The organism is Hansschlegelia beijingensis (assembly GCF_045505405.1).
Lineage (GTDB): Bacteria > Pseudomonadota > Alphaproteobacteria > Rhizobiales > Methylopilaceae > Methylopila > Methylopila beijingensis_A.
Genome location: NZ_JBJKEX010000016.1, coordinates 1 through 23,298, shown reverse-complemented (window position 1 = coordinate 23,298; position 23,298 = coordinate 1). Strand labels below are relative to the sequence as shown.

General features: G+C 69.9%; 21 protein-coding genes and 1 pseudogene. 11 read left to right on the top strand and 11 right to left on the bottom strand.

Annotated features, from left to right (window positions below; genetic code table 11):
- From ACIKT0_RS02385 to ACIKT0_RS02375, 3 genes are all read left to right on the top strand, one after another.
- On the top strand, positions 1–983 hold a 983-nt coding region (locus ACIKT0_RS02385), incomplete at its 5' end, for a sulfatase-like hydrolase/transferase (RefSeq protein ID WP_407103808.1).
- A 154-nt stretch (positions 984–1,137) separates the two neighbouring features.
- Entirely contained in the window at positions 1,138–2,283 is a 1,146-nt protein-coding gene (locus tag ACIKT0_RS02380) for a polysaccharide biosynthesis/export family protein (RefSeq protein WP_407103807.1), read from the top strand.
- On the top strand, positions 2,280–3,455 hold the full coding sequence (locus ACIKT0_RS02375) for a M20 aminoacylase family protein (RefSeq protein WP_407103812.1): 1,176 nt from the start codon (positions 2,280–2,282) through the stop codon (positions 3,453–3,455). The genes ACIKT0_RS02380 and ACIKT0_RS02375 overlap by 4 nt, the downstream gene beginning before the upstream one ends.
- Here ACIKT0_RS02375 and ACIKT0_RS02370 read toward each other — a convergent pair.
- From ACIKT0_RS02370 to mnmE, 6 genes and pseudogenes are all read right to left on the bottom strand, one after another.
- Complete coding sequence (locus tag ACIKT0_RS02370; protein ID WP_474998491.1) at positions 3,452–3,778, bottom strand: 3-oxoacyl-[acyl-carrier-protein] synthase III C-terminal domain-containing protein; 327 nt, start codon at positions 3,776–3,778, stop codon at positions 3,452–3,454. The genes ACIKT0_RS02375 and ACIKT0_RS02370 overlap by 4 nt on opposite strands.
- A pseudogene (locus ACIKT0_RS02365) lies at positions 3,770–4,633 on the bottom strand (ParB/RepB/Spo0J family partition protein); the annotation flags it as partial. The pseudogene ACIKT0_RS02365 and the gene ACIKT0_RS02370, both read right to left, overlap by 9 nt.
- A 25-nt stretch (positions 4,634–4,658) precedes the next feature.
- On the bottom strand, positions 4,659–5,480 hold the full coding sequence (locus ACIKT0_RS02360; RefSeq protein ID WP_407103806.1) for a ParA family protein: 822 nt from the start codon (positions 5,478–5,480) through the stop codon (positions 4,659–4,661).
- Between the two features lie 37 nt (positions 5,481–5,517).
- A complete protein-coding gene (gene rsmG / locus ACIKT0_RS02355; RefSeq protein ID WP_407103805.1) occupies positions 5,518–6,153 on the bottom strand; it encodes a 16S rRNA (guanine(527)-N(7))-methyltransferase RsmG in 636 nt (211 codons plus the stop codon).
- Positions 6,146–8,032, bottom strand: a complete 1,887-nt coding sequence (gene mnmG, locus ACIKT0_RS02350; RefSeq protein ID WP_407103804.1) for a tRNA uridine-5-carboxymethylaminomethyl(34) synthesis enzyme MnmG — start codon at positions 8,030–8,032, stop codon at positions 6,146–6,148. The genes rsmG and mnmG overlap by 8 nt, the downstream gene beginning before the upstream one ends.
- 57 nt (positions 8,033–8,089) lie before the next feature.
- Positions 8,090–9,448, bottom strand: coding sequence for a tRNA uridine-5-carboxymethylaminomethyl(34) synthesis GTPase MnmE (gene mnmE, locus ACIKT0_RS02345; RefSeq protein ID WP_407103803.1), 1,359 nt, complete (start codon positions 9,446–9,448; stop codon positions 8,090–8,092).
- Here mnmE and ACIKT0_RS02340 point away from each other — a divergent pair.
- Positions 9,447–11,453 (top strand): thioredoxin domain-containing protein, encoded by a 2,007-nt coding sequence (locus ACIKT0_RS02340; protein WP_407103810.1) that lies wholly within the window; start codon positions 9,447–9,449, stop codon positions 11,451–11,453. The genes mnmE and ACIKT0_RS02340 overlap by 2 nt on opposite strands.
- A gap of 1 nt (position 11,454) precedes the next feature.
- On the opposite strand, the gene ACIKT0_RS02335 is transcribed toward ACIKT0_RS02340, so the two are convergent.
- Positions 11,455–12,741: a L,D-transpeptidase family protein gene (locus ACIKT0_RS02335; RefSeq protein WP_407103802.1), complete on the bottom strand. Its 1,287-nt coding sequence runs from the start codon at positions 12,739–12,741 to the stop codon at positions 11,455–11,457.
- 318 nt (positions 12,742–13,059) lie between these two features.
- Here ACIKT0_RS02335 and ACIKT0_RS02330 point away from each other — a divergent pair, with 318 nt between their 5' ends.
- From ACIKT0_RS02330 to ACIKT0_RS02320, 3 genes are all read left to right on the top strand, one after another.
- The gene (locus ACIKT0_RS02330; protein ID WP_407103801.1) at positions 13,060–13,701 is read left to right on the top strand and encodes a TetR/AcrR family transcriptional regulator; all 642 of its coding nucleotides are present in this window, start codon (positions 13,060–13,062) and stop codon (positions 13,699–13,701) included.
- 76 nt (positions 13,702–13,777) lie between these two features.
- Positions 13,778–14,983 (top strand): dual-specificity RNA methyltransferase RlmN, encoded by a 1,206-nt coding sequence (gene rlmN, locus ACIKT0_RS02325; protein WP_407103800.1) that lies wholly within the window; start codon positions 13,778–13,780, stop codon positions 14,981–14,983.
- A 47-nt stretch (positions 14,984–15,030) separates the two neighbouring features.
- Entirely contained in the window at positions 15,031–15,465 is a 435-nt protein-coding gene (locus ACIKT0_RS02320) for a hypothetical protein (protein ID WP_407103799.1), read from the top strand.
- Between the two features lie 73 nt (positions 15,466–15,538).
- Here ACIKT0_RS02320 and rplS read toward each other — a convergent pair whose 3' ends face one another.
- Positions 15,539–15,952: a 50S ribosomal protein L19 gene (gene rplS / locus ACIKT0_RS02315; protein ID WP_183394938.1), complete on the bottom strand. Its 414-nt coding sequence runs from the start codon at positions 15,950–15,952 to the stop codon at positions 15,539–15,541.
- A 72-nt stretch (positions 15,953–16,024) separates the two neighbouring features.
- Positions 16,025–16,741, bottom strand: a complete 717-nt coding sequence (trmD, locus tag ACIKT0_RS02310; RefSeq protein WP_407103798.1) for a tRNA (guanosine(37)-N1)-methyltransferase TrmD — start codon at positions 16,739–16,741, stop codon at positions 16,025–16,027.
- Between the two features lie 139 nt (positions 16,742–16,880).
- Between trmD and ACIKT0_RS02305 the strand changes: the two genes are divergently transcribed.
- The 3 genes from ACIKT0_RS02305 (at position 16,881) to ACIKT0_RS02295 (ending at position 18,527) form a co-directional block, all read left to right on the top strand.
- Positions 16,881–17,387 (top strand): GNAT family N-acetyltransferase, encoded by a 507-nt coding sequence (locus ACIKT0_RS02305; RefSeq protein WP_183394936.1) that lies wholly within the window; start codon positions 16,881–16,883, stop codon positions 17,385–17,387.
- A gap of 85 nt (positions 17,388–17,472) precedes the next feature.
- Complete coding sequence (hmuQ, locus tag ACIKT0_RS02300) at positions 17,473–17,802, top strand: heme-degrading protein HmuQ (RefSeq protein ID WP_407103797.1); 330 nt, start codon at positions 17,473–17,475, stop codon at positions 17,800–17,802.
- A gap of 26 nt (positions 17,803–17,828) precedes the next feature.
- The gene (locus ACIKT0_RS02295) at positions 17,829–18,527 is read left to right on the top strand and encodes an orotate phosphoribosyltransferase (RefSeq protein ID WP_183395214.1); all 699 of its coding nucleotides are present in this window, start codon (positions 17,829–17,831) and stop codon (positions 18,525–18,527) included.
- A gap of 6 nt (positions 18,528–18,533) precedes the next feature.
- On the opposite strand, the gene ACIKT0_RS02290 is transcribed toward ACIKT0_RS02295, so the two are convergent.
- Entirely contained in the window at positions 18,534–19,253 is a 720-nt protein-coding gene (locus ACIKT0_RS02290) for a tetratricopeptide repeat protein (RefSeq protein ID WP_407103796.1), read from the bottom strand.
- A gap of 137 nt (positions 19,254–19,390) precedes the next feature.
- On the opposite strand from ACIKT0_RS02290, the gene ggt reads away from it, so the two are divergent.
- A complete protein-coding gene (gene ggt, locus ACIKT0_RS02285; protein ID WP_407103809.1) occupies positions 19,391–21,139 on the top strand; it encodes a gamma-glutamyltransferase in 1,749 nt (582 codons plus the stop codon).
- 3 nt (positions 21,140–21,142) lie between these two features.
- On the opposite strand, the gene ACIKT0_RS02280 is transcribed toward ggt, so the two are convergent.
- Positions 21,143–23,298 (bottom strand): TIGR02302 family protein (locus tag ACIKT0_RS02280; RefSeq protein WP_407103795.1); only part of this gene is annotated, 2,156 nt, incomplete at its 5' end.

The following is a 23,298-nucleotide window of genomic DNA, read 5'->3' as shown; positions in this document are numbered from 1 at the left end:
TCTCAACGCGATGCCGCTCTACCTGGTCACCACCAATCCCGACGCCCGAAGAAGCCCGTCTGGGGCTCGGGGCCAGCATGTTGGCGCATTGGCTCGTCTGGCGGCGGAAGCAGCGGCCCTCGCAGGAGGCCCGGGATGCGATCCTCTCTGCGCCCGCGGTCGCGCAGGCCCGCGCCGGCCCCCCGCTGATCGTCGCGATCCAGTGCGAGAGCTTCGTCGACCTGGCGTCGCGCGGGCTGCCGGGGCCCGCCCTGCCGGGCTACCGCCGGCTCACGGAGCGCAGCCTCGCCTGGGGCCGGTGCGAGGTGCCGGCCGAGGGCGCTTATACGATGCGAAGCGAATTCGCGTTCCTGACCGGTCTGCCGCGCCCGGCGCTCGGCCTCGACGCCTATGACCCCTACCTCACCGCGGAATCCTACGCGGAGGCCTCGCTGGCGCGCCGCTACGCGGCGGCCGGCCGGCGCACGGTGTTCATGCATCCCTATGACCGCCGCTTCTTCGACCGCGACAGCCTCATGCCCGCGCTCGGCTTCGAGCGCTTCGTCGACCGCGAGGCCTTCGCGGGGGCGGCGCGATTCGGCCCCTATGTGGCGGACGCTGCGGTCGCGGAGGCTGTGGCGGCCGAGATCAAGGCCGCGCGCGCGCCGACTTTCCTGTTCGTCGTCACGATGGAGAACCACGGGCCGTGGGGGCCGGGCCGGCTCGCCGGCCTGCCTGATCCGGCGCAGCAATATGCGCGGCACCTCGAGAACGCGGACCGCATGATCGCGGACATCGCCCGGGCGCTCTCGGATCGGCCCGGCGGAGGCCTGCTCTGCGTCTACGGCGACCACGCGCCGGCCCGGACGCTCCATCCCGAGATGCCGGACAGGCGCTGTTCGGATTACGTGCTCTGGGATTCGCGTGTCGCCTCGATCGGAGGCGGCGAACGCCAAGATACCAGCATCGAGGCCCTGAGCCGGCTCCTGCTTGCTCAAAGTTGAGGCTGCATCCCTAGGCTGTTGCCAAAACATCTCACGCAGCTCGCCAAGCTGCGTCATCAATGTGGCGGAGGGCAAAGGCCGCTCCGCGTTAGTTGGCAGGCAACTTCTTCGATGCTAACCCGAGGCTCGGGGTTGCATCTAATTGCGAGGACTAATGCGGTCCAGGCTTGTCTCCGGCTTGGCGGCCATCGCCTCCGCCGGCCTACTCGCGGGGTGCTCCACGCTGCCCGCCGCTGGACCGACGGCGCAGCAGATCGATCCGCCGAGCGTCAACAAGAACGCCGTGAAGGATTACGTGCTGGTCGATCTGAACCAGCAGGTCGTCGACATCCTCTCGCAGTATCGCGTCGCGCCGTTCGCCAAGCGCTTCGCCGCGCCGCAGCCGGCGCCGGGGCAGATCGTCGGTCTGGGCGATCAGCTGTCGATCACGCTGTTCGAAGCTGGCCAGGGCGGCCTGTTCGCGAGCGACTACGGCGCCCGCGTGACCCTCAACCAGCGCGTCGACAGCGACGGCTCGATCACGGTGCCTTACGGCGGCAAGATCCAGGCGGCCGGCGTGTCGCCGCAGGTTGTCGAGAGGCGCATCGTGGCCGCGCTCGAAGGCCGCGCGATCCAGCCCCAGGCGATCGTTCAGGTCACCGAGACGGTGAGCCGCAGCTTCGTCGTCAATGGCGAGGTCGGAAGGTCCGGCCGGTATCCGATCACGGGCGCGGGGGACCGGGTGCTCGACGCGCTCGCGGTCGCGGGCGGTCCGCGCCAGGAGGCGTTCGAGACGCGCGTGACGCTGCAGCGCGGCTCCGCGCAGGGTTCGGCGATCATGAAGGACATGATCGAGAACCCGTCCGAGAACGTCTTCGTTCAGCCGAACGACCGCATCTACGTCACCAAGGATCCCGAGATCTTCCTGGCGTTCGGCGCGGTTCCGAATCCGGGCCCGATTCCGTTCGGTCTGGACAAGATTTCGCTGCTTGAGGCGGTGGGCAAGGCCGGCGGCCTGATCGACCAGCGGTCCGACCCGGGCGCGTTCTTCCTGTTCCGCTACGAGCCGGCCTCGGCGGTTCGGTCGATGCGGCCCGACTACAACGGCCATCTGGGCGACAAGGTGCCGGTCGTGTACCGCGTCAACCTGCGCGACCCGCGCGCCTACTTCTATGCCAAGGCCTTCGCGGTGCGTGATCGCGACGTGCTCTACGTGGCGAACGCCCAGCTCACGGAGCTCCAGAAGTTCCTGGAGATCCTGGCGACCGCCCGGAACGTGGCGTCGACCGCCCGCACCGTGCAGAAGATCGGCGGGTTCTGAGCACCGAGGGGCCCGATCCGCGCGCCTCAGCCGTCGCCGAGCAGGCGACGGCGTGGCGGCGCGATCTGCACGCACATCCCGAGCTGATGTACGACCTGCCGCGCACGGCGCGCTTCGTCGCCGAGCGGCTGGCGGAGTTCGGCTGCGACCGGATCGAGACCGGCATCGGCCGCACCGGCGTGATGGCGACCATCGTCGGCCGCCGCGGCGACAGCGATCATGTGGTGGGCCTGCGCTCCGACATGGACGCGCTGCCGATCGAGGAGGCGACCGGCGCCCCCTACGCGTCGCGGACGCCGGGCCAGATGCACGCCTGCGGCCATGACGGCCACATGGCGATGCTGCTCGGCGCAGCGAAATGCCTTGCCGAGGCCCGCGACTTCGCCGGCACGGTGGCGCTCGTGTTTCAGCCCGCCGAGGAAGGCGGCGCGGGCGCCAAGGCGATGCTCGACGACGGGCTCGTGCGCCGCTTCGGGGTTCGCGAGATCTACGGCATGCACAATCTGCCGGGGCTCGGGCTCGGAGAGTTCGGGATCCGCCCGGGTCCGATCATGGCGGCGGCAGATCGGGTGGACATCCGCATTGAGGGCCGCGGCGGGCACGCTGGCCGCCCCGCGCTGGTGGTCGACCCGGTGGTGGCGGCCTCGCACGTCGTCCTGGCGCTGCAGACGATCATGTCGCGCAACGTCGATCCGCTGGAATCGGGCGTGCTCTCGATCACCCAGATCCGGGCGGGGGCGGCCGACAACATCGTGGACGACGCAGCCGTGCTGTCCGGCACCGTCCGCACGCTGACGCCGCATGTCCGCGACCTGATCGAGCGGCGCATCGGCGAGATCGCGTCGGGAATCGCGGGAGGTCTGGGGGCGCGGGCGGTCACGAACTATCGCCGCGGCTATCCGGTGACCGTGAACGCGCCCGAGGCCGCGGGCTTCGCCGCCCAGGCGGCGTCGACCGTCGTGGGCGCCGGCGCGGTGGCCATGGACCATCCGCCGCTGATGGTGGCGGAAGACTTCGCCTACTTCCTGGAGGAGCTGCCCGGCGCCTTCATCTTCATGGGGAACGGCGACAGCGGCGGCCTGCACAGCCCCGGCTATGATTTCGACGACAGCGCGATCCCGAACGGCGTGTCGTACTGGCTGCGGCTCGTGGAGCGGCGGCTCGCGGCCTAGGTCCGGAAGACCGCTGCGCCGCCAGTGAGGCCTGCGCCCGCTGCGGCCATCAGCAGAATCTCGCCTTCCCGCATCGGCTTTGCCTGGTGCGACAGGCTCAGCGAAAGCGGCACGGTCGCGGCGGAGGAATTGCCGTATTCCGCCACCGTGTTGACGGTGAGAGACTCCGGCAGGCCGACGCGCCGGCCGACGGCAGAGAAGATCCGCGAATTGGCCTGATGCGGCACGAAGCGATCGACCTGCTCCGGTCCCACGCCTGCTTCGCCAAGCGCCTCGAGCGAGCAGTCGGCCATCATGGCGACCGCCCCGGAGGAGCCCCGCAGGCGCCTGACGATCAGGTCGAGCTGATCGAGGCTGCGATAGCGGATCGCGATCTCGCCGCCGACGGCGCGCGCCGTCAGCGACACATCGAGGCCCAGGGCTTCGCCGAGTTCGGCCTCGAGCGCGCGGACGTCCGCGTCCTTCTCCGCGGCGCGCGGCTTCTTGGGCGAGCCCTTGACCTCCGGCGCGCGGGCCATGGCCTCCACCTCGCGCACCGACAGGCCCTTCGCCACGACCTTGGCCGCAGCGGCCTCAGGGTCCGGCAGCGCCAGCAGCGCCCGGGCGTGACCGGCCGTCAGGTCGCCGTTCGCCAGATGCGCCTTCACCGCGTCGGGCAACTTGAGCAGGCGGAGCGTGTTGGCGATGTGGCTGCGGCTCTTGCCGATGACCCGCGCGAGGTCCTCCTGGGTGTAGGAGAACTGCCCCATCAGCTGGTCGTAACCGGCGGCCTCATCGACCGCGTTGAGATCGGCGCGCTGAACGTTCTCGACGATCGCGATCTCGAGCGCCTCGCGCTCCGTGACGGCCAGCACCACGATCGGAGCGTCGTGCACGCCGGCCCGCTGAGCGGCCCGCCATCTGCGTTCGCCCGCGATGATCTCGTAGGTGTCTCGCTCCTCCGGCACGCGGCGCACGAGGATGGGCTGGATCACGCCCTTCTCGCGGACTGAGGCCGTGAGCTCCTCAAGGTCCTCCTCGCGGAAGCTGCGCCGCGGATTGGCCTTGCTGGGGCGGAGCTGTGCGATCGGCGCGCGGCGCTGGGGGCGAGACCGCTCCATCACGGCGGACTCGTCGCCGACGTCCCCGATCAGGGCCGCGAGGCCCCGGCCCAGCCGCGAGCGCTGAGGCTCTTCCATCTTGGTCTCCGCCATCGCCCTCTCCTCAGGCCGCCCGCAGAATGCGCTCGCGCTGGATGACCTCCGAGGCGAGCTTCAGATAGGCCTGCGAACCCATGCACTTGAAGTCGTAGAGCAGCACCGGCTTGCCGTAGGACGGTGCCTCGGAGACCCGAACGTTGCGGGGGATCATGGTCTCGTAGACCTTGTCGCCCATGAAGCGGCGAACGTCCTCCACCACCTGGCTGGACAGGTTGTTGCGGGGGTCGAACATCGTCAGCACCACGCCATGGATGGCGAGCTTCGGATTGAGCGAGCCGCGCACCTGCTCGACGGTCCGAAGGAGCTGGCTCAGTCCCTCCAGGGCGAAGAACTCGCACTGCAGCGGAACCACGATCGCATTCGCGGCCGCCATGGCGTTGATCGTCAGAAGGTTGAGCGAAGGCGGGCAATCGACCAGCACATAGGTGAAGCGCGGCTCGCCTTCGGATGCGTGCAGCGCCGCGATAGCGTCCCGCAGCCGGAAGGCGCGATCCTTGGCGGAAGCGATCTCCAGCTCGACGCCAAGCAGGTCCATGGTCGACGGCGCGACATGCAGGCGGGGCACCGCGGTGTCGTGTATCGCCTCCCGCAGGCCCGCGTCGCCGACCAGCACGTCGTAGGTCGAGAGTTTGCGAACCTTGCGGTCGATGCCGAGCCCCGTCGAGGCGTTGCCCTGCGGATCGAGATCGACGATCAGCACGGTCTCGCCGATCGCCGCGAGCGCCGTGCCCAGATTGATCGCCGTCGTGGTCTTCCCGACGCCGCCCTTCTGGTTGGCGAGCGTGAGCACGCGTGGCGCGCCCGGAGGAAAATTGCTGGAGAGCATGAGCGACGACTCCGGCGCGAGGTTGTGCGCCAAGCCTCTATCTAGGCCCTTCGAACCCGTCGATCCGCACGATGCAGGCTGCGGGGTCCGTGAGGCTCGGATGGAGCGAGGCTTTGAATCTCCAGGATTCCTGCGCCTGGGTCAATTCGGCTTCGGCCTCCTTCCCCTTGGGGAACAGGCCAAGCGCCCCTGTTTTCAACAGCGGCGCGGCGAGGCCCAGCAACTGGACGAGCGGCGCGAGCGCGCGCGCGCTCACGACATCGGCCGAAGCCACCGTTCGGCCAAGCACGTCCTCCGCCCGCTGGGCGTGGATCACGGTGCCCGCTGAAAGCGTCCGGGCGACCTCGCGCAGGAAGGCCGCCTTCTTCAGATTGCTCTCGACGAGATGGACCTCGCTCTCAGACCCGAGCGTGGCTGCCACCACCAGTCCGGGGAACCCGCCGCCCGAGCCCATGTCGAGCCATGTGCGTGGGGCTGACGGTGCGAGACGGAGCAGTTGCAGACTGTCTGCGACGTGGCGGGTCCAGATCACCGGAAGCGTCGCCGGCGAGACCAGATTGGTCTTGGCCTGCCAGCGGTCGAGCGCTGCCACAAGGCTCTCCAGCCGGCCCCATGTTTCACGTGGAACATCGACCAGCCGCTTGGCGGCTGCGAGGTCTTCGGTTCTATCCAACGGCCCGACGCTCCCGGCGGAGGCGCGACGCCACGAGCGCGAGAGCAGCCGGGGTCATACCCTCAATCCGCCCGGCCTGCCCAAGGGTGCGCGGCGCGACGGCCGCGAGTTTCTCGCTAAGCTCGGCCGACAGGCCCGGGATGCTCCGGTAGTCGATGTCCGCCGGAAGCGCGGCCTCCTCCTCGGCCGCGCGCCGCCGGATGTCGGCCTCCTGCCGGTCGAGATAAACGGCGTAACCGGCTTCAATCTCGAGCTGGGCGAGCGTGGCGCCATCGACGCTTCCAAAGGCCGGCCACAGGCGGCGCAGGTCCGCTGCGTCGAAGCCCGGCAGCGAGAGCAGATCGTAGGCCGTCCGGCGGCGGCCATCCTGGTTCACGGCGACGCCGGCGCGCTGGGCCTCATTGGGTGTCAGGCTGAGCGAGCGCGCGAGCGCCTCCGCGGCAGCGAGCTTCTCGGCCCTGGTCGTGAATGCCCGGGCCCGCTCGGCGCCGACGCAGCCCAACGCCATTCCCTTGGGCGTCAACCGGAGATCGGCGTTGTCGGCCCGCAGCGACAGCCGATACTCGGCGCGCGACGTGAACATCCGGTATGGCTCGGTCACTCCGAGCGTCACCAGATCGTCCACCATCACGCCGAGATAGGCCTCGGACCTGCCCAGAACGATCCCGTCCCCGTCGCCCGCCCGTTGGGCCGCGTTCAGTCCGGCGAGCAGCCCCTGAGCGGCCGCCTCCTCGTAACCGGTCGTTCCATTGATCTGGCCCGCGAGGAACAAGCCGCGAAGCCGCTTGAGCTCGAGCGTCGGGTCCAGCTCCCGCGGATCCACATAATCATACTCGATCGCATAGCCGGGCCGGAGGATCTCCGCACGGCTCAGGCCCGGCATGGTCCGGACAAGCGCCAGCTGCGTCGCTTCGGGCAACGAGGTCGAGATACCGTTCGGATAGATCGTCGGGTCGTCGAGCCCCTCGGGCTCCAGGAAAACCTGATGGCTCTCGCGGTCCGCAAAGCGGACGACCTTGTCCTCGATCGACGGGCAGTATCGCGGTCCGCGGCTCTCGATGCGCCCGGAATAGAGCGGCGAGCGACCGAGATCGGCACGGATGAGCGCGTGGGTCTCGGCCGTCGTGCGCGTGACGTGACACGCGACCTGGGGCCGGTCGATCGCAGCCGTCAGGGTCGAGAACGGCTCCGGCGGGCTGTCGCCCGGCTGCGCCTCCAACGCGCCGAAGTCGATGGTTCGGCCGTCGAGCCGGGGGGGCGTGCCGGTCTTCAGCCGACCCAGCCGCAGGCCGAGCGCCAGCAGGCGGTCCGACAGGCCGAGCGCCGGCGCCTCTCCGGCTCGACCGCCGGACATCGTGGTTTCGCCGATGTGGATCAGTCCACGCAGAAACGTTCCCGTGGTGAGGACGACTGCGCCTGCTGCGATATGACGACCGTCCTTGAGGGCGACGCCCTCGACGCGGCCGTCGCGGACGCAGAGATCGTCAACTTCGCCCTCGACAAGGTCGAGGCCGGATTGCTCAGCGAGCGCGCGGCGCACCCCCGCGGCGTAGAGCGAACGATCCTGCTGGGCGCGTGGCCCACGCACCGCCGCCCCCTTGCTGCGGTTCAGGACGCGGAACTGGATGCCGCCCTCATCGGCGCAACGGCCCATCAGGCCGTCGAGCGCATCGACCTCGCGGACGAGATGCCCCTTGCCGAGCCCCCCGATGGCCGGATTGCACGACATGGCGCCGACGGTGGCGGCGCGATGGGTCACGAGAGCTGTCGACGCGCCCATGCGCGCCGCCGCTGCGGCGGCCTCGCAGCCGGCGTGGCCGCCGCCCACGACGACCACGTCGTAGCGCGCCGCCAATTCAACAGGAGCGATCTCGGTCATAGGCGCTGCTTTAGGTTCTCCGGCCCGGGACGGCAATGTTTCACGTGAAACGGCGGCTCACTTCCCGATGCAGAAGCTCGCGAACACCCGGTCGAGCACGTCCTCAACGCCGACCTTGCCAGTGATCCGGCCGAGCTCCCCCGCGGCCCGCCGGAGCAATTCGGCGGCCAGTTCTTCCGGAAGCGGGCGATCAAGGCACTCGCGGAGAGCGGCGACGGCCGCGCCCAAGGCGTCCCGGTGCCGGGCCCGCGTCAGCCCGAGCGCCTCGCCCGAAGTGCCGGCTCGGGCGGCTTCGGTCAGCGCGGCGATCAATTCCTCGACGCCGCCGCCGGAGCGCACCGATATCAGATGGTCGGCGCCGCCCTTGATGGCCCCCGCTAGGTCCGCCTTGTTCGCCACCCGCCACAGCTCGCCCGAAGCCTCGACGGAGGGCTCGGTCGGGTTTGCGGCGTCCTCCAGCCAGATCACGAGATCCGCCGTGCGGGCCTGGAGCGTGGAGCGCCGCACGCCCTCCTGCTCAGCCGCATCCGAGCTTTCGCGAAGGCCGGCCGTGTCGGCCACGATCACCGGCACGCCCCCGAGATCGAGATGCGTCTCGATGACGTCCCGGGTCGTGCCGGGCGCGTCCGCCACGATCGCCGCCTCGCGCCGGGCGAGCAGGTTGAGCAGGGAAGACTTGCCGGCGTTCGGCGGTCCGACGAGCGCCACTCGAAAGCCGTCGCGTAACCTTTCCGCCCGGGTGTCGGCGAGCGCCGCCGAAAGATCCTGGGCGAGCCGCTCGATCTCCTCCTGGGCCCGCTCCCGCAATCCGGCCGGGACATCGTCCTCGTCGGAGAAGTCGATCGCGGCCTCCAGCAGCGCCATCGCGCCGATCAGGCGCTCGCGCCAGGCTTCCACTCGTGCGGAGAGTTCGCCGGAGCTCTGCCGCAACGCCTGCCGGCGCTGCGCTTCGGTCTCAGCCTCGATGAGGTCGGCCAGGCCCTCGACCTCCGCGAGGTCCATCCGCCCGGCGAGAAAGGCGCGCCGGGTGAACTCTCCAGGCTCCGCCATCCGCACCCCCGGCACGCTGAGCGCCGCTTCGAGGGTGGCGGCCACCACGGCCCGCCCACCATGGATGTGCAGTTCCGCGACGTCTTCTCCGGTGGCGCTCGCGGGTCCGGGGAGCCAGAGCGCCAATCCCGTGTCGATCACCTCCCCGCCGCCCGGCCTCCGAAAGGTCCGGTAGGAAGCCCGTCGAGCCGCCGGGCGGCTTCCCGCGATCGCTTCCAGCGCCGGCCCCGCCTGCGGCCCCGACAGGCGGACCACCGCCACCGCCGCGCGGCCGGCGGCCGTCGAGAGCGCCACGATCGTGTCGCGCGGCTCATCCGCTCTAGGTGAAGCCTCGTCCCGATCACGGAAGAGCGTCGTGTCCGTCATGCCAAACCGCCTCGCCCGCTCGGCAAGTCCCTATCTGCTCCAGCACGCAGAGAACCCGGTGGACTGGTGGGAGTGGTCACCTGAAGCCTTTGCGGAAGCGAAGCGGCTCAACCGGCCCGTTCTTCTGTCGATCGGCTACGCGGCGTGCCACTGGTGCCATGTGATGGCGCATGAAAGCTTCGAGGACGAAGCTGTTGCGGCCGTGATGAACGAGCATGTCGTCTCGATCAAGGTCGACCGGGAGGAGCGACCGGACGTCGACCAGATCTACATGGCGGCGCTTCATGCGCTCGGACAGCAGGGCGGCTGGCCCCTGACCATGTTCCTGACGCCGGATGGCGAGCCGTTCTGGGGCGGGACCTATTTCCCCAAGACGGCGCAGTATGGCCGCCCCGGCTTTCCCGATGTCGTGCGGACGGTCGCCGAGGTCTTCGCCAGAGAGCCCGAGACGATCGCGCAGAACCGGACCGCGATCGCGGAGAGCCTGAAGCCGAAGGCGGTCCCCGCCGGCGTCGCCTTCGGGGCGGCGGAGCTGGACGATCTCGCCCGGCGGATCGCGGGCGTTTTTGACCCGCACAACGGCGGTTTTCAGGGCGCGCCGAAGTTCCCCCAGCCGGGCGTGCTCGAGCTGCTGCTGCGCGCGTCGAGACGCGCCGGCCAGCCTGAGCTCGCCGCTCCCGTCGCGCTCACGCTCCGCCAGATGGCCAAGGGCGGCATTCACGACCAGGTCGGCGGCGGCTTCGCGCGCTACTCGGTGGACGAGCGCTGGCTGGTCCCGCATTTCGAGAAGATGCTCTACGACAACGCCCAGCTCCTACCGCTGCTCGCAGATGTCGGGAGCGCCGCCACCGATGCGTGGATGCTAGGCGCCGCCCACGGGATCATCGACTGGGCGGCGCGCGAGATGCGCGTCGAGGACGCCTTCGCGTCGAGCCTCGACGCCGACAGCGAGGGCGTCGAGGGCAAGTTCTACGTCTGGCGTGCTGAAGAACTCGCGCAGGCTCTCGATCCCCCCGACGCGGCGTTCGCGGCCGAGATCCTGGAGATCTCGCAATCCGGCAACTGGGAAGGCGGTTCGATCCCGAACCGCCTCCACGAGAACGGAGGAGCTCCGGTCGACGAGGCGCGGCTGCGACGCATCAAAGACCGGATGCTGGCGTATCGCGAGCGGCGAATCCGACCCGGCCGCGACGACAAGATCCTCGCCGACTGGAACGGCCTGATGATCGCAGCGCTCGCGGAGACGGCCTCGGCCCTTCGACGGCCCCACGCCCTCGCGCTGGCCCGCGCCGCCTTTGACGCCGTGGTCGCCCGGATGGCTCGCGCGGATCGCCTTGGACACGCCTGGCGGCAGGGCCGTCTCGTCTATCCAGGCTTCGCGACCGACCATGGCGCGATGGCGCTGGCCGGGATGGCGCTCGCTGGCGCCACAGGGGAGCAAGCGTATCGCGACCTCGCCGCCCGGTGGATAGACGCGGCCTGGGACAGGCACCGCAATCCGCATGGTCCGGGTTTCGCCATGGACGCCGACGACGCGCCGCAGCTCGTGGTGCGCCCCGAAGCGATCGTCGACGAGGCGCTTCCAAGCGGCACGGCGCTGCTGCTGAACGCGGCGCTCCGGCTCGCGGCGTTTGACGCGGACGATGAACGGCTCGCCCGGCTCGACGGCGAACTCGCCGCCCTGATGGGCAGGATGGCGCAGAACCCGATCGGGCATGCCGGGCTGCTGAACGCTCTCGACATGCGGATGCGGCTGGCGTCGATCGTGGTGGTCGGCGACGACGAGGCCGCCGAAGCGCTTCATCAGGAAGCGCTGGCGCTTCCGTGGACCGAGCGGGTGGTGCGGCGCGCCGCCACGACCGCCGTCCTTCCGGAGCGTCATCCGGTGCGCGCGGCGCGCCTGAACGGCTCCGCCGCCTTCGTGTGCGCCGGCTCCCGCTGTTCGGCTCCGGTCAGCGAGGCCGGCCGGCTGGCGACGACCGTGGCCGAGACGGTCGGCTCCTGAACTACCGGATTTCCGCGCGACGGTCCCGCAGCACGGGGAGGCGGAGCGGCTCCGGAGAATATTCGGGCTCGGCCGTCTCCGCGGAGAGCGGGGCAGGCTCGAGCGCCTGAACGGGGGGCTGTTCGGCCAGCACAGGCGCCGAGGCGCCTTCCGGATCCTGGAAGTCGACCGGCACGCCTGGCTGGACCAGCCCGGCGAGTTCGCGCGCGTCCCAGTTGGTCAGCCGGACGCAGCCGTGGCTGTTGGTCTTGTCGATCTTCGACGGCTCCGGCGTGCCATGGAGTCCATAGGTCGGCTTGTCCAGACCGATCCAGGTCGCCCCGACCGGGCCGTTTGGCCCCGGCGGCAGGCGAAGCGCCTTGGTGTTGGAGCCCTGAACGAAATTGACCTTTGGCCGGTACCAGTAATCCGGGTTGACGGCGATCGCCTTGACCGCGTGAACGCCGCTCGGCGACGGCAGATCGGAGCTGCCGATCGTGGCCGGATAGGCGACCACGAGCCGGCCAGCGGCGTCATAGCCTCGCAGCTGCTTGCGGCCCTTGTCGGCGACGATGTTCGCCACCTTGGCTTTCAGCGGTTTTCCGACGTTGGCCACCACGATCTCGGCGCCCGCCTCAGTGAAGCTGACCTCCGGGTTGAGGCGGCGCAGAAAAGCCTCGTCCATGTGGAAGCGCTCGGCCAGCATCTCCGCCGCATCCCTGTAGGACAGGCCCGGCAGCTCGGCCTGAAGCGCGTAGTCCTGCGGCAACTCGGCAATGAACGGGCCAGCCACGTCCTCGGGCGTGATGGTGTAAGCGACGAGCACCGGCTCGGCCGAGGTCTTTTCGAGCGCCGCCCAAAGCTCGGCGTCGAGCTGCCCGTCGACCTTGTGGCCGACCATCTCCTCGAACGCCATGACGGCCTTCACGACGTTGTCGCCGAACAGTCCGTCGATCACGCCCGGCGACGCGTTGTTGCGGTCCAGCAGAACCTGCAGCTTGATCATGCGCGGATCGGACCGCCGGCCCTTGGGGTAGGGGTCCGGCGTGAAGACGGCCTCGTTGGCGAGGGAAATCAGAAGGTCGACCGGATAGGCGTCGGAGGCCTCGCGCGCAGCCGAGTGCCCGATGGGCGCAGGAGCGACGGAGATCGGGGGCGGCGCAAGCGGCGTCGCCGACGGCGATTGATCTCCGTCCACGGAGCCGGTGGTCTCGGGCTCGGCCAGTTGCGCCTGGCCGACGACCAGGCGCCCGATGTCGTCATCCTGCGCCGCTTGTACGCCGCCGCTCATCGCCAGAGCGGCGATCACGACTGCAACGCCTCGCACTATGTCCGTCACGATCTCGACCTCGCTTCACGCCAAGGCCGATGCTTTGTCGAACAAGGTAAACAATCGGCGCCAAGCCCGCTGAAAACGCAGAGCAGGCGCCTGATGGAAAGTCCGTCGACACCGCGCGGCGCGATGCCTACTTATGACCGAACGGTTCGGTCAATAGAGCCGCACTATCGAGATGTAGCCGCCATGCCTGCCCATTTCGGCGATTGCGCAACCCCTCGGGCTAGGCGAGGGTCCGGGGCCAGCTCCCCTTCCGGGTCGGCCGCGGCAGGATCGAAAACCGACAGGACCATGCAGCCCACCCCAGCGGAAACTTCGCTGCACGCCGCGCTCGACAGCGCCAAGCGGCGGCAGATCGTCGACGGCGCCCGGCAAGTCTTCCTCGCGCAGGGGTTCGACGCGGCCAGCATGGGCGAAATCGCGCGGGCCGCGGGCGTGTCCAAGGGCACCCTCTACGTCTATTTCGAGAGCAAGGAAGAGCTGTTCGCGGCACTTGTGAAGAGCCAGTGCGCCCTCACGGCCGAGCGCCTTTTCGAGCTCGACGTCGACAATCATGACCTGCGCGATGTGTTGACCCGCCTCGGCCTCAGCTTCGTGGCCGCGATGATCGAGCCGAGGCACGTCGCGACCATCCGGATGGTGATCGGTTCCGCCGATCGGAAGCCCGAGATCGGCCGGCTGTTCGTCGAGGCGGGCCCGCGGGCCGGCGTGAGGCGCCTTTCCAAGTGGGTCGAGGCCAAGGTCGCGCAGGGCGAACTCGACTGCCGGGACCCGGATCTGGCCGCCTGGCAGTTCCTGACGATGTGCCATACGGCGGTGACGATGCCGGTTCTGGTCGGCGGCGAGGCGCCGCCGCCGCAGGAGCGGATCGCCTATGTGGTCGATTCCGCGGTGGAGACGTTTCTCCGGGCCTTCACGCCGGCCGCATCCTGAGCGCGCGGTCGATTTACAGGCCGCTTCGTGCTAGACACCGCGGACTCCAAAGCCCAAGCGAACGCTCCCGCAGCCGATGACCACGATCGAGCTTCCCTCACGCGCACCCGCGCCGCCGCCTCTGGCGCCCGCCCCCGCAAAGCCGTCGGTCGTCGGGCTGACGCGCGCGCGGCTGGCTGAGGCCCTGTCCGAAGCAGGCGTGCCGGAACGTCAGCTGAAGATGCGGGCGGCCCAGCTGAACCATTGGCTGCACAACCGCGGCGCGGCCTCTTTCGACGCCATGACGAACGTCTCGAAGGACCTGCGAGGGGCGCTCGCCGAGCGCTTCACGCTGGCCCGACCCGAGATCGTCTCCGAGCAGATCTCGGTGGACGGGACGCGGAAGTGGCTGCTTCGGCTGCCGGCGCAGGGGCCACGCTCCCGCCCCGCCGAGATCGAGACCGTCTACATCCCCGAAGAGGGCCGCGGCACGCTCTGCGTCTCGAGCCAGGTCGGCTGCACCCTGACCTGCAGCTTCTGCCATACCGGAACGCAGACGCTGGTCCGAAACCTCACCGCGGCCGAGATCGTCGGCCAGCTGGTTCTGGCGCGCGATCGCCTCGGAGATTGGTCCGGCCGCGCCGCGCCTGAAGGCGCAGTCGTGCCTGGAGACGGCGGCCGTTTCGTCACCAACATCGTGTTCATGGGAATGGGCGAGCCGCTCTACAATCTCGACGCCGTGCGCGACGCCGTCGAGGTGATGGCGGACGGCGAGGGGCTCGGGGTCGGGCGCCGGAAGATCACCGTCTCGACCTCGGGCGTCGTCCCCGAGATGCGCCGGCTCGGCGAGGAGACCGGCGCGCAGCTGGCGATCTCGCTGCACGCGGTTCGGGACGAACTGCGCGACGTGCTGGTGCCGATCAACCGCAAATATCCGATCGCTGAGTTGCTCGAGGCCTGCCGCACCTACCCGGGCGCGTCGAACGCGCGCCGCATCACGTTCGAATACGTCATGCTGAAGGGCGTCAACGACAGTCCCGCCGAGGCGCGGGAGCTGGTGCGGCTGCTCAAGGGAATTCCCGCGAAGATCAATCTGATCCCGTTCAACCCCTGGCCGGCGAGCCCTTACGAGTGCTCGGACTGGGAGACGATCGAGAAATTCTCGGAGATCGTGTTCCGCGCCGGCTACGCCAGCCCTGTGCGCACGCCTCGTGGCCGGGACATTTCGGCCGCCTGCGGCCAGCTGAAATCCGAGACGCAGCGGATGAGAGCGAAAGAGCGTCTCGCGCTCGCGGCCGAGTGATCGACCGCTCCGGCGCAACGGAGCAGGGCGGCGGACGTTCTGAGTTCATGCTCGCACGTCTCGCAGCCCGCCTCCTGCTCGCGCCTCTCGGCTTCGCCTGCGCCGTTCTGGCCGGATTCGCGACGCTCGCGATCCTGACGACCAGGGCCATCACGCCCATGATCGAGCTGCCGGACGAGATCGTCCTGCTCGGCTACGACATGTCGGTGAACGCGGCGACCGCGCTTTTCCTGCTCGCCCCGCTGATGGCGGCGCCTGCGATCGTCGCGGTGCTGATCGCCGAAATGTTCTCGATCCGCTCCTGGGCCTACCATGTGGTCGCGGGGGCGGTGACCGCCACGCTGCCATGGGCCCTGAGCCCGGGCGGTTTCGACGGCCCGATCTTCACCGCGCCTGACATCATCGCCTGCGGCGTGGTCGCGGGCTTCGTCCACTGGCTGATCGCGGGCCGAAGCTCCGGCCTGGCGCCGCAGCAGAGCTAGCCGGCCTCCGCAAAAGCAAAAAGGGCGCGGCCTAGCCGCGCCCTTTTGGCGTCTCTGGCCCGAAGGCCGCGGATCACTTCGCGGCGGCTGCCGCGCCCTTGTTCTTTGCGGCCACAGCCTTCTGGCTGCGGTCCTGCTTCTCCACGATGCGCGCGGACTTGCCGCGACGCTCGCGCAGATAATAGAGCTTGGCGCGACGGACCTTGCCGCGACGCACCACCTTCACGCTGTCGATCAGCGGCGAATAAAGCGGGAAGACGCGCTCGACGCCTTCGCCATAGGAGATCTTCCGAACCGTGAAGCTCTCGTTCAGGCCGCCGCCCGAGCGCGCGATCACCACGCCCTCATAGGCCTGCACGCGAACGCGCTCGCCTTCCTTGACCTTCACGTTGACCGTGACGGTGTCTCCGGGCGCGAACTCCGGAATCTGCCGCTTCTCCGCGACAGCCTGCATCTGCTCGCGATCGAGCTGTTCGATAATGTTCATGGCGTTGTCTCCGCGTCACCCGCATGGCGGGGCGCACGAGAGTTTTGAGGATCTCGTGATGTGGCGCGGCTATTACTCGGTTTGAGCGGGTTTGTCGACGGTCTCGGCGACATATTTCGCCCAGAGGTCGGGCCGCCGCAGCCGCGTATCGCGCAACGCAGCCGCTCTCCGCCACCGGCGCACCGCTGCGTGGTCGCCTCCCAGAAGGTCCTGCGGGATCGACCGGCCTTCGAACTCGCGCGGCCGGGTGTATTGCGGGTGCTCCAGCAGCCCGGCCTCGAAACTCTCCTCATCACCCGACTCGGCGTGGCCCATCACGCCCGGGAGCAACCGCACGCAGGCGTCGAGCAGCAGCAAGGCCGCCACCTCGCCGCCCGACAGCACCACGTCCCCGACCGCGACCTCTTCGAGCCCGCGCGCGTCGATCACCCGCTGGTCGACGCCTTCGAACCGACCGCAGACGAGCGTCACGCCCGCGCCGCCGGCGAGTTCTCGGACCCGCGCCTGATCGAGCGGCCTGCCGCGCGGCGTCAGGAGGATTTTGGGCTGCGGGCCAGTTTCCTGCTCGGCGGCGTCGATCGCGGCCGCGACCACGTCCGCCCGCATGACCATGCCCGGACCGCCGCCCGCCGGTGTGTCATCCACCGACCCGTGGCGGTCGAGCGCGTGCGCCCGGATGTCGCGCGCCTCCAGCCGCCAGAGGCGGCCGAGCGCCCGGCCCGCGAGGGCATGCCCCAGAGGACCGGGAAACATCTCGGGATAGAGGGTGAGGACGGTCGCGCGCCACATCGGGGGACACAGCTTTCCTGATGGAATCCCGTCCCTATTCAGCTCTTTCGACGATGGCGTCCACACTTTCGGGCGAGAAGCGCCGAGCGGCGCGTTTCCGTGCTTGTCCGGATGCGAAACCGCGGCTTACTCTCATCGGGTGAGCACAGTCGCCATCGAGATCAGGCCTGCGCATACGGAAGACGCCGCTTCGATCGCCGGCGTTCATGACTCGGCTTGGCGCAACGCGTATCGCGGCCTGATCCCCGGCCGCGAGTTGGAGCGAATGATCGAGCGGCGCGGTCCCTCATGGTGGGCGGGCGCCATCCGCCGCGGCAGCCGCGTCAGTCTGCTGATCTTCGCCGGCGAAACCGTCGGATATGCGAGCTCCGGCCGCAACCGCGCCTCGTCGCTCGCAGTCGGCGGAGAGATCTACGAGCTCTATCTGAAACCGGAGTATCAGGGGCTCGGCCTCGGGCGACGGCTGTTCTCGGCCGCGCGCAGCGAGCTGGCGGCGCGGGGGCTGTCCGGCGCATCGGCATGGTCGCTGGCCGGCAACGAGCCCGCCTGCGGGTTCTACGCCAGGCTCGGCGGCAAACTCGCCGCGCGCGGCGTCGAGCACTTCGGCGACATCACCCTCGAGAAGTTCGCCTACGTCTGGCGGTGAGGCTCGCCGGACGGCCGGAGTCTTTGCGGGCCGGCTCCCGGCGCGCTAGAGGTGGCGCGATCCGCTACGTCTCTGGAGAGCCTCCATGTTCGTCGCCATGAACCGCTTCAAGGTGTTCGCCAAGGACGCCGAGGCTTTCGAGGCCGTGTGGCGCGACCGCGACCGGCATCTCGAGGAGGTGCCGGGCTTCGTCGAGTTCGCGCTTCTGAAGGGCCCTGAGGCCGAGGACACCGTGCTTTATGCGAGCCACACGATCTGGCGCTCGCGCGCGGACTTCGAGGCGTGGACGCGGTCCGAGGCGTTCCGGGCGGCGCACCGGAACGCAGGCGACAACAAGCCGATGTATGCCGGCCATCCCCAGTTCGAGGGTTTCGAGTCCGTGCTCGTCGAAAAGAAGCAGAAAGACGCCGCGTGAACGAGAATTTTTATCGGATCGGCCGCATGAACGAGCCTTCGCTTCCTTCCCGTGACGACATCGGCCGCCGCGTCGCCCGCATGATGCTCGAGGTGGGCGCCATTCACGTGCGGCCCGAGGAGCCCTTCATCTTCACGTCGGGCTGGGCGAGCCCCGTCTACACCGACTGCCGCAAGCTGATCTCCTACCCCCGCCTGCGCCGCCAGCTGATGGACGACGCCGCCGCCACCATCCTGCGCGAGGTCGGCTATGAGAGCCTCGACGCGGTCGCGGGCGGCGAGACGGCGGGCATTCCGTTCGCGGCGTGGATCGCGGAGCGGCTGATGCTGCCGATGCTCTATGTGCGGAAGAAGCCGAAGGGTTTCGGCCGCAACGCCAGGATCGAGGGCGCGGTCACCGAGGGCGCCCGCACGCTGCTGATCGAGGATCTCGCGACGGACGGCCGCTCGAAGGTCGCGTTCTGCGAGGCCCTGCGCGAGGCCGGGCAGATCGTGGAGCACGCCTTCGTGGTCTTCCACTACGGCATCTTCCCCGAAAGCCGCGCCACGATGGAGCGGATCGGGGTCAAGTTCCACGAACTCGCGACCTTCTGGGACGTGCTGGCGGTGGCGAAGGAGGACGGCCGGATCGACTCGGGCAAGCTGGCCGAGGTCGAGGCCTTCCTGAATGAGCCCGCCCAGTGGTCGGCCGCCCATGGGGGCGCCTCGACCTTCGGCGCGAGCTGAGGCTCGTCAGGCGGCGGGCTTGGGCTTCGCCGCCCTGGCGGCCTTCCCGGCCAGCGCCGGATCGACGCGCTTGAGGCTCAGCACCAGCGCGAGGTTCGCCCGCACGGCGGCATCCGCCTTGGGGCTCGAGGCGGCCTGTTGCAGCGTCGTCTCGGCCTTGGCCAGATCCTTCGTCAGCGCATAGGACAGGCCAAGATTGGACAGGATGGAGGGTTCTCCGGGAGCGATTTTGAGCGCCGCCGCGTAATAGCCCCTGGCGTCGCCGCTGCGGCCAAGTTGGTCGAGGATCGCGCCCTGGGCGTTCAGGATGCGCCAGTCCGGATTATCGGGCGTGTGGGCGCGCTCGAGCACGGAGAGGGCCTCATCCAGCCGCCCCACATCGGCGAGAGCGCGGCCATAGGCGGCGAGGATCTGCTTCTGCTGAGGATGCTTGATGCTGGCGGATTCCAGCACCGCGACGGCCTGCGCCTTCTGGCCGAGCGCCCGCAGCGCCAGCCCGTAGCCATAGGCGGTCGCCGCGTCGGCAGGGTTCTTCTGGTAGGCCGCGCCATAGGAGGCCGCGAGCTTCCGCCAGCGTGCTTCCCGCTGCTCGGGCGTCACCTCGTGGGAGGCGCTGGTCTTCATGATCGAGCCGGTGACATCCCGGTCCGCCATACAGCCGCCGAGCGCCGCCGCGAGGGCCACGACGCCAAGGCCGCGGATCAGGAATGACGTGCGGATCGGCATGAGCAGGCTCCCGTCTCGGACGCGCGGGCGAACAAGGTGGTGATATTTCGTTAACCCTAACATCGGGTTAACGAGTGAGCGGCGTTGCGGTCAGCGGCCGCCGCGCCAACATCGCCGACACCGGGACGGAGGACGCCATGCACCGCCGGATCATTCTTGGACTGGTCCTCGCGCTGTCGGTCCAGGCCGCGGTCGGCCAGGAGGCTCCTCAAACCTCCGCCCGGCTCCCGCCGGAGATCGCGACCGGCTTCACGCCCAAGCCGCTCGTTCAGGCCAAGCGCTGGATGGCGGCGGTCGCCAATCCGTATGCCGCGGCCGCCGCCGCCGAGATGCTGAGGGAAGGCGGTAGCGCTGTCGACGCGGCGATCGCGGCGCAGCTTGTGCTGGGCCTGGTCGAGCCCCAATCTTCCGGCCTCGGCGGCGGCGCCTTCCTGGTCGCGTGGGATGCGGCGCGCAAGGAGCTGACGACCTTCGACGGTCGGGAGACCGCCCCAGCGGCCGCGACGGCGTCGCTGTTTCAGGACGAGCGCGGGGAGCCGCTGGCCTTCATGGATGCAGTGGTCGGCGGCCGTTCGGTTGGGACGCCAGGGGCCCCGCGCCTGCTGGAGGCGGCGCATCGCCGCTTCGGCAAGCTCCCCTGGGCGCGCCTGTTTGGCCCGGCGGTGGCGCTGGCGGATAACGGCTTCGAGGTTTCGCCGCGGCTCGCCGCCCAGATCGCGGCGGACGCGCCGCGGCTGGCCCGGAACCCCACTGCGCGCGCCTACTTCCTGCCGGAGGGTCGCCCCCTGGAAGCCGGCCAGCGGCTGAAGAACCCCGCTTACGCCGACACCCTCAGGACCCTTCGGGACCTCGGCGCCGACGCCTTCTACGAGGGCCCGATCGCCGCCGACATCGTCGCGACCGTGCGCGGCGCGCAGAACCCGGGAGTGCTGTCGGCCGCGGACCTCGCAGGGTTCCGCGCGATCGAACGACCGGCGGTCTGCGGCGGCTATCGGGCCTACCAGATCTGCGGCATGGGGCCGCCCTCCTCCGGGGGCGTCGCGGTCGCCGAGATCCTCGGCCTTCTCGAGCCCACAGACGTCGCCGCGCTCGGGCCGGACAGCCCTCAGGCTTGGCGGCTGATCGGCGACGCCTCCCGGCTCGCCTTCGCGGATCGCGACCGTTACCTCGCAGACCCGGCCTTCGCGCCGCAACCGACAGCCGGTTTGCTGGCGCGCGATTATCTCGCGGCGAGGAGCCGCCTTCTCGACGGCTCGCGCGCCCTGCCCGCCGTGGAGCCAGGCTCTCCCAAGGGCACGCGCGCGGAAAACTTCACGCCGGACGCGGCGATCGAGTTCCCGGGCACGAGCCATCTGTCGATCGTGGACGCCGACGGCAATGTCGTGTCGATGACGACGACCATCGAGGCCGGCTTCGGCTCACGGCTGATGACGCGGGGCTTCCTGCTCAACAACGAGCTGACCGACTTCTCTTTTCTCGCCGAAAGGGACGGCCGTCCCGTCCTGAACCGCGTGGAGCCGGGGAAGCGGCCGCGCTCGTCGATGGCGCCGACGATCGTGCTGAAGGACGGCCGCCCCACCCTCGCGATCGGTTCGCCGGGAGGCAGCCAGATCATCGGCTTCGTGGTGAAGGCGCTGATCGCGCATCTCGACTGGGGCATGGACGTCGCGGCCGCGATCGCGCTGCCAAACATGCTGAACCGCAACGGCCCGTTCGAGCTCGAAAGAGGGACGGCGGCCGAAGCCATGGCGGCCCCGCTGCGGGACCTCGGCTACGAGATCCGCCTCACCGATCTCACCTCAGGGCTCCAGGCGGTCGCGATCGGCCCCGATGGGCTGGCGGGCGCCGCCGATCCGCGGCGCGAGGGCGTCGCGGTCGGCGAGTAGCGCTCACGGCGCCAGCAGCCGCTCCAGGTAGTCCAGCTCCTCGCGCGAGCGATCGGTGTCGCCGAGCCGGCGGCGCAGTTCGTCCAGCACGCGCCGCGCCCGCTGGGCGTCGATCTCACCCGGAACCCGCGTCGTCGCGCCGTCGCTTTCACGCCGCCGGGAGGGCCGGCCGAGCGGATCGTCGTCGCCATTGCCCTCCTCGCCGTTCTGCGCCCCCTGCTGGCCTTGCCGCCCCTTCTGTCCTGGCTGCTGGCCTTCGCCTTCCATCGCCTGCGCCATGGCTTGCGCGCCCTTGCGCATGTTCTCCAGAGCCTGCTGCTGCTGGTCGAGCGCCTCGCCGCTCTCGCCCTGCCCGAGCGCCCCCTGCGCCTGACCCATGCTCTCGCCGGCCTGCCCCAGAGCCTCCGAACCGGGTTGCTCACCGGGCCCGCCCGGCTGCTTGCCCGGCCCCTGTTGCTGGCCTTTCTGCCGGCCCTGCTGGCCCTGCTGCATCTCCTTGGTCATCTGCTCGAGCTTCTGCCGGAGCCGCCGCTGCTGCTCGGCGAGCTCCCGCATCGCCTTCTCGCCATCCTGGGTCTGCTCCTTCCGCCGCGGCTGCGGCTGGCCCCACAGGTTGCGTTCGGTCTGCTGGTTCCGCCGGTACTGCTGGAACGTCTTGTCGCGCAGCTTGCTCTGCTCGCGGATCATGTCCTGCAGCTTGTCCAGCCGCTCCTGCTGCGCCTGGGCGTTCGGATCGGGCTGCTGCTGCCCGTTCTGCAGGTTGTCGAGCATGTTGCGCAGGTCGGCGAGCGCCTGCTTGGCGGCGTCGCGGGAGCCCTGCTGCGCGAGCTTCTCCATGCGGTCGATCATGCTGCGGAGGTCCTGCGGCCGGATCTCCTGCGCGCCCCGCTGGGCGTCGCGCCGCGGGCTTTGCGGCTGCTGCCGCGCCTGCTGGGCCATCTCCTGCATGAACTTCTCGAGCGCCTGCCGTAGATCCTGCGTGAGCTTCTGGATCTCCTGCTCGGAGGCGTTGTTCTCAAGCGCGTTCCGCAGCGCCTCCTCGGCCGCGCGAAGCGCGCGTTCCGCGTCCGGCAGGTCGCCGTCCTCGATCCGAAGCGCGATCTCCCAGAGGTAGTCGGCCGCCCCGCGGAGCTCATCATCGCTGAGCGCGTTCTCGAGCCGCCGGTAAGCCGTGGTCAGGCCGAGATAGACGCCCGCCTGTGGGGTGAACTCCTCCGGGAACATCATCAGCGCGCGCAGCGCCTGCAAGACCTCCGGCTTTGCGTTGGCGTCAGACGCCAGCAGCCGACGCTGCTCGACGAGCGCCCGCGCGAGCGGCTTCTTGAAGCTGCGCGCCGGCAGCCGGACCTCCAGCGGTTCGCTGCGCCCCTCCTGGCCGGCCTCGTCACGGGCGTGGAGCGTCATCGTTGCCTCAGCGCCGGCGAACGGGTGCTCCATGACGTCGAGCGGAGTCTCGGCTCGACCCTCGCGCGCCTTGGCGCGCGGCAGCGCCAGCGCGACCTTCGGAGCTTCATAGAGGGGCCGGGGCGCAGGCGCGGGAGGAGCTTCCTCCGCGGCCGCTCGCGGCTGCGGCGGAGGCGCGCGTTTCAGTTCAAACCGGGCCTCGGCGGCCGCGACGCCGTAGTCGTCCCTGACCTCGTAAGCGACCGTGGCGGTGCCGCGTGCGTTCGGCGCCGGCGGACCATCGAGCCTGATCGAGGGCGGCGCGTCCGGGATCGCCGCGAACCGCCAGGCCCTGTCGGGCGCTCCGGCCGCAACGATCGTGAGCTCGGCCTCCCCCGCCAGCCTGAATCGGCGCTCCGTGACGCCCTCGGGCTGCTTCCCGTCGGCCTCCACCGGCTCGAATCCGCCTGTCGCCGTGATGTCCGCAGTTCCCCCGGCGGCCCGCACCACGACCACAGAGTTCTGCGGCGCCCGGATGGTCTCGATCGCCGTGGCCGCGGCCGCCGCCGGCGCGCCCTGGCGCGAGGTCAGGAAGATCGGCGGACGTCCGGTGTAACCGGGCGGCGCGAGCCAGGCGTCGATACGCACCGGCGTGACATCGGCGGCGGGGTTGCGCCAGTCGAACGCCGCCAGCACCCGGTCGCCGCGGTCCGAGCCCGCGAAGGCGAAAGCCGCCACCGCCACAAGCCCAAGCAGGAAGCGCAGCGCGTAGGGGT

Bases quoted from the DNA above. Each gene is read 5' to 3' on its own strand.
- ACIKT0_RS02380 (WP_407103807.1), top strand. From the start codon at position 1,138: ATGCGGTCCAGGCTTGTCTCCGGCTTGGCGGCCATCGCCTCCGCCGGC.
- ACIKT0_RS02360 (WP_407103806.1), bottom strand. From the start codon at position 5,480: ATGCTCTCCAGCAATTTTCCTCCGGGCGCGCCACGCGTGCTCACGCTC.
- mnmG (WP_407103804.1), bottom strand. From the start codon at position 8,032: ATGACCGAGATCGCTCCTGTTGAATTGGCGGCGCGCTACGACGTGGTC.
- ACIKT0_RS02340 (WP_407103810.1), top strand. From the start codon at position 9,447: ATGCCAAACCGCCTCGCCCGCTCGGCAAGTCCCTATCTGCTCCAGCAC.
- mnmE (WP_407103803.1), bottom strand. From the start codon at position 9,448: ATGACGGACACGACGCTCTTCCGTGATCGGGACGAGGCTTCACCTAGA.
- ACIKT0_RS02330 (WP_407103801.1), top strand. From the start codon at position 13,060: ATGCAGCCCACCCCAGCGGAAACTTCGCTGCACGCCGCGCTCGACAGC.
- rlmN (WP_407103800.1), top strand. From the start codon at position 13,778: ATGACCACGATCGAGCTTCCCTCACGCGCACCCGCGCCGCCGCCTCTG.
- ACIKT0_RS02320 (WP_407103799.1), top strand. From the start codon at position 15,031: ATGCTCGCACGTCTCGCAGCCCGCCTCCTGCTCGCGCCTCTCGGCTTC.
- rplS (WP_183394938.1), bottom strand. From the start codon at position 15,952: ATGAACATTATCGAACAGCTCGATCGCGAGCAGATGCAGGCTGTCGCG.
- trmD (WP_407103798.1), bottom strand. From the start codon at position 16,741: ATGTGGCGCGCGACCGTCCTCACCCTCTATCCCGAGATGTTTCCCGGT.
- hmuQ (WP_407103797.1), top strand. From the start codon at position 17,473: ATGTTCGTCGCCATGAACCGCTTCAAGGTGTTCGCCAAGGACGCCGAG.
- ACIKT0_RS02295 (WP_183395214.1), top strand. From the start codon at position 17,829: ATGAACGAGCCTTCGCTTCCTTCCCGTGACGACATCGGCCGCCGCGTC.
- ACIKT0_RS02290 (WP_407103796.1), bottom strand. From the start codon at position 19,253: ATGCCGATCCGCACGTCATTCCTGATCCGCGGCCTTGGCGTCGTGGCC.
- ggt (WP_407103809.1), top strand. From the start codon at position 19,391: ATGCACCGCCGGATCATTCTTGGACTGGTCCTCGCGCTGTCGGTCCAG.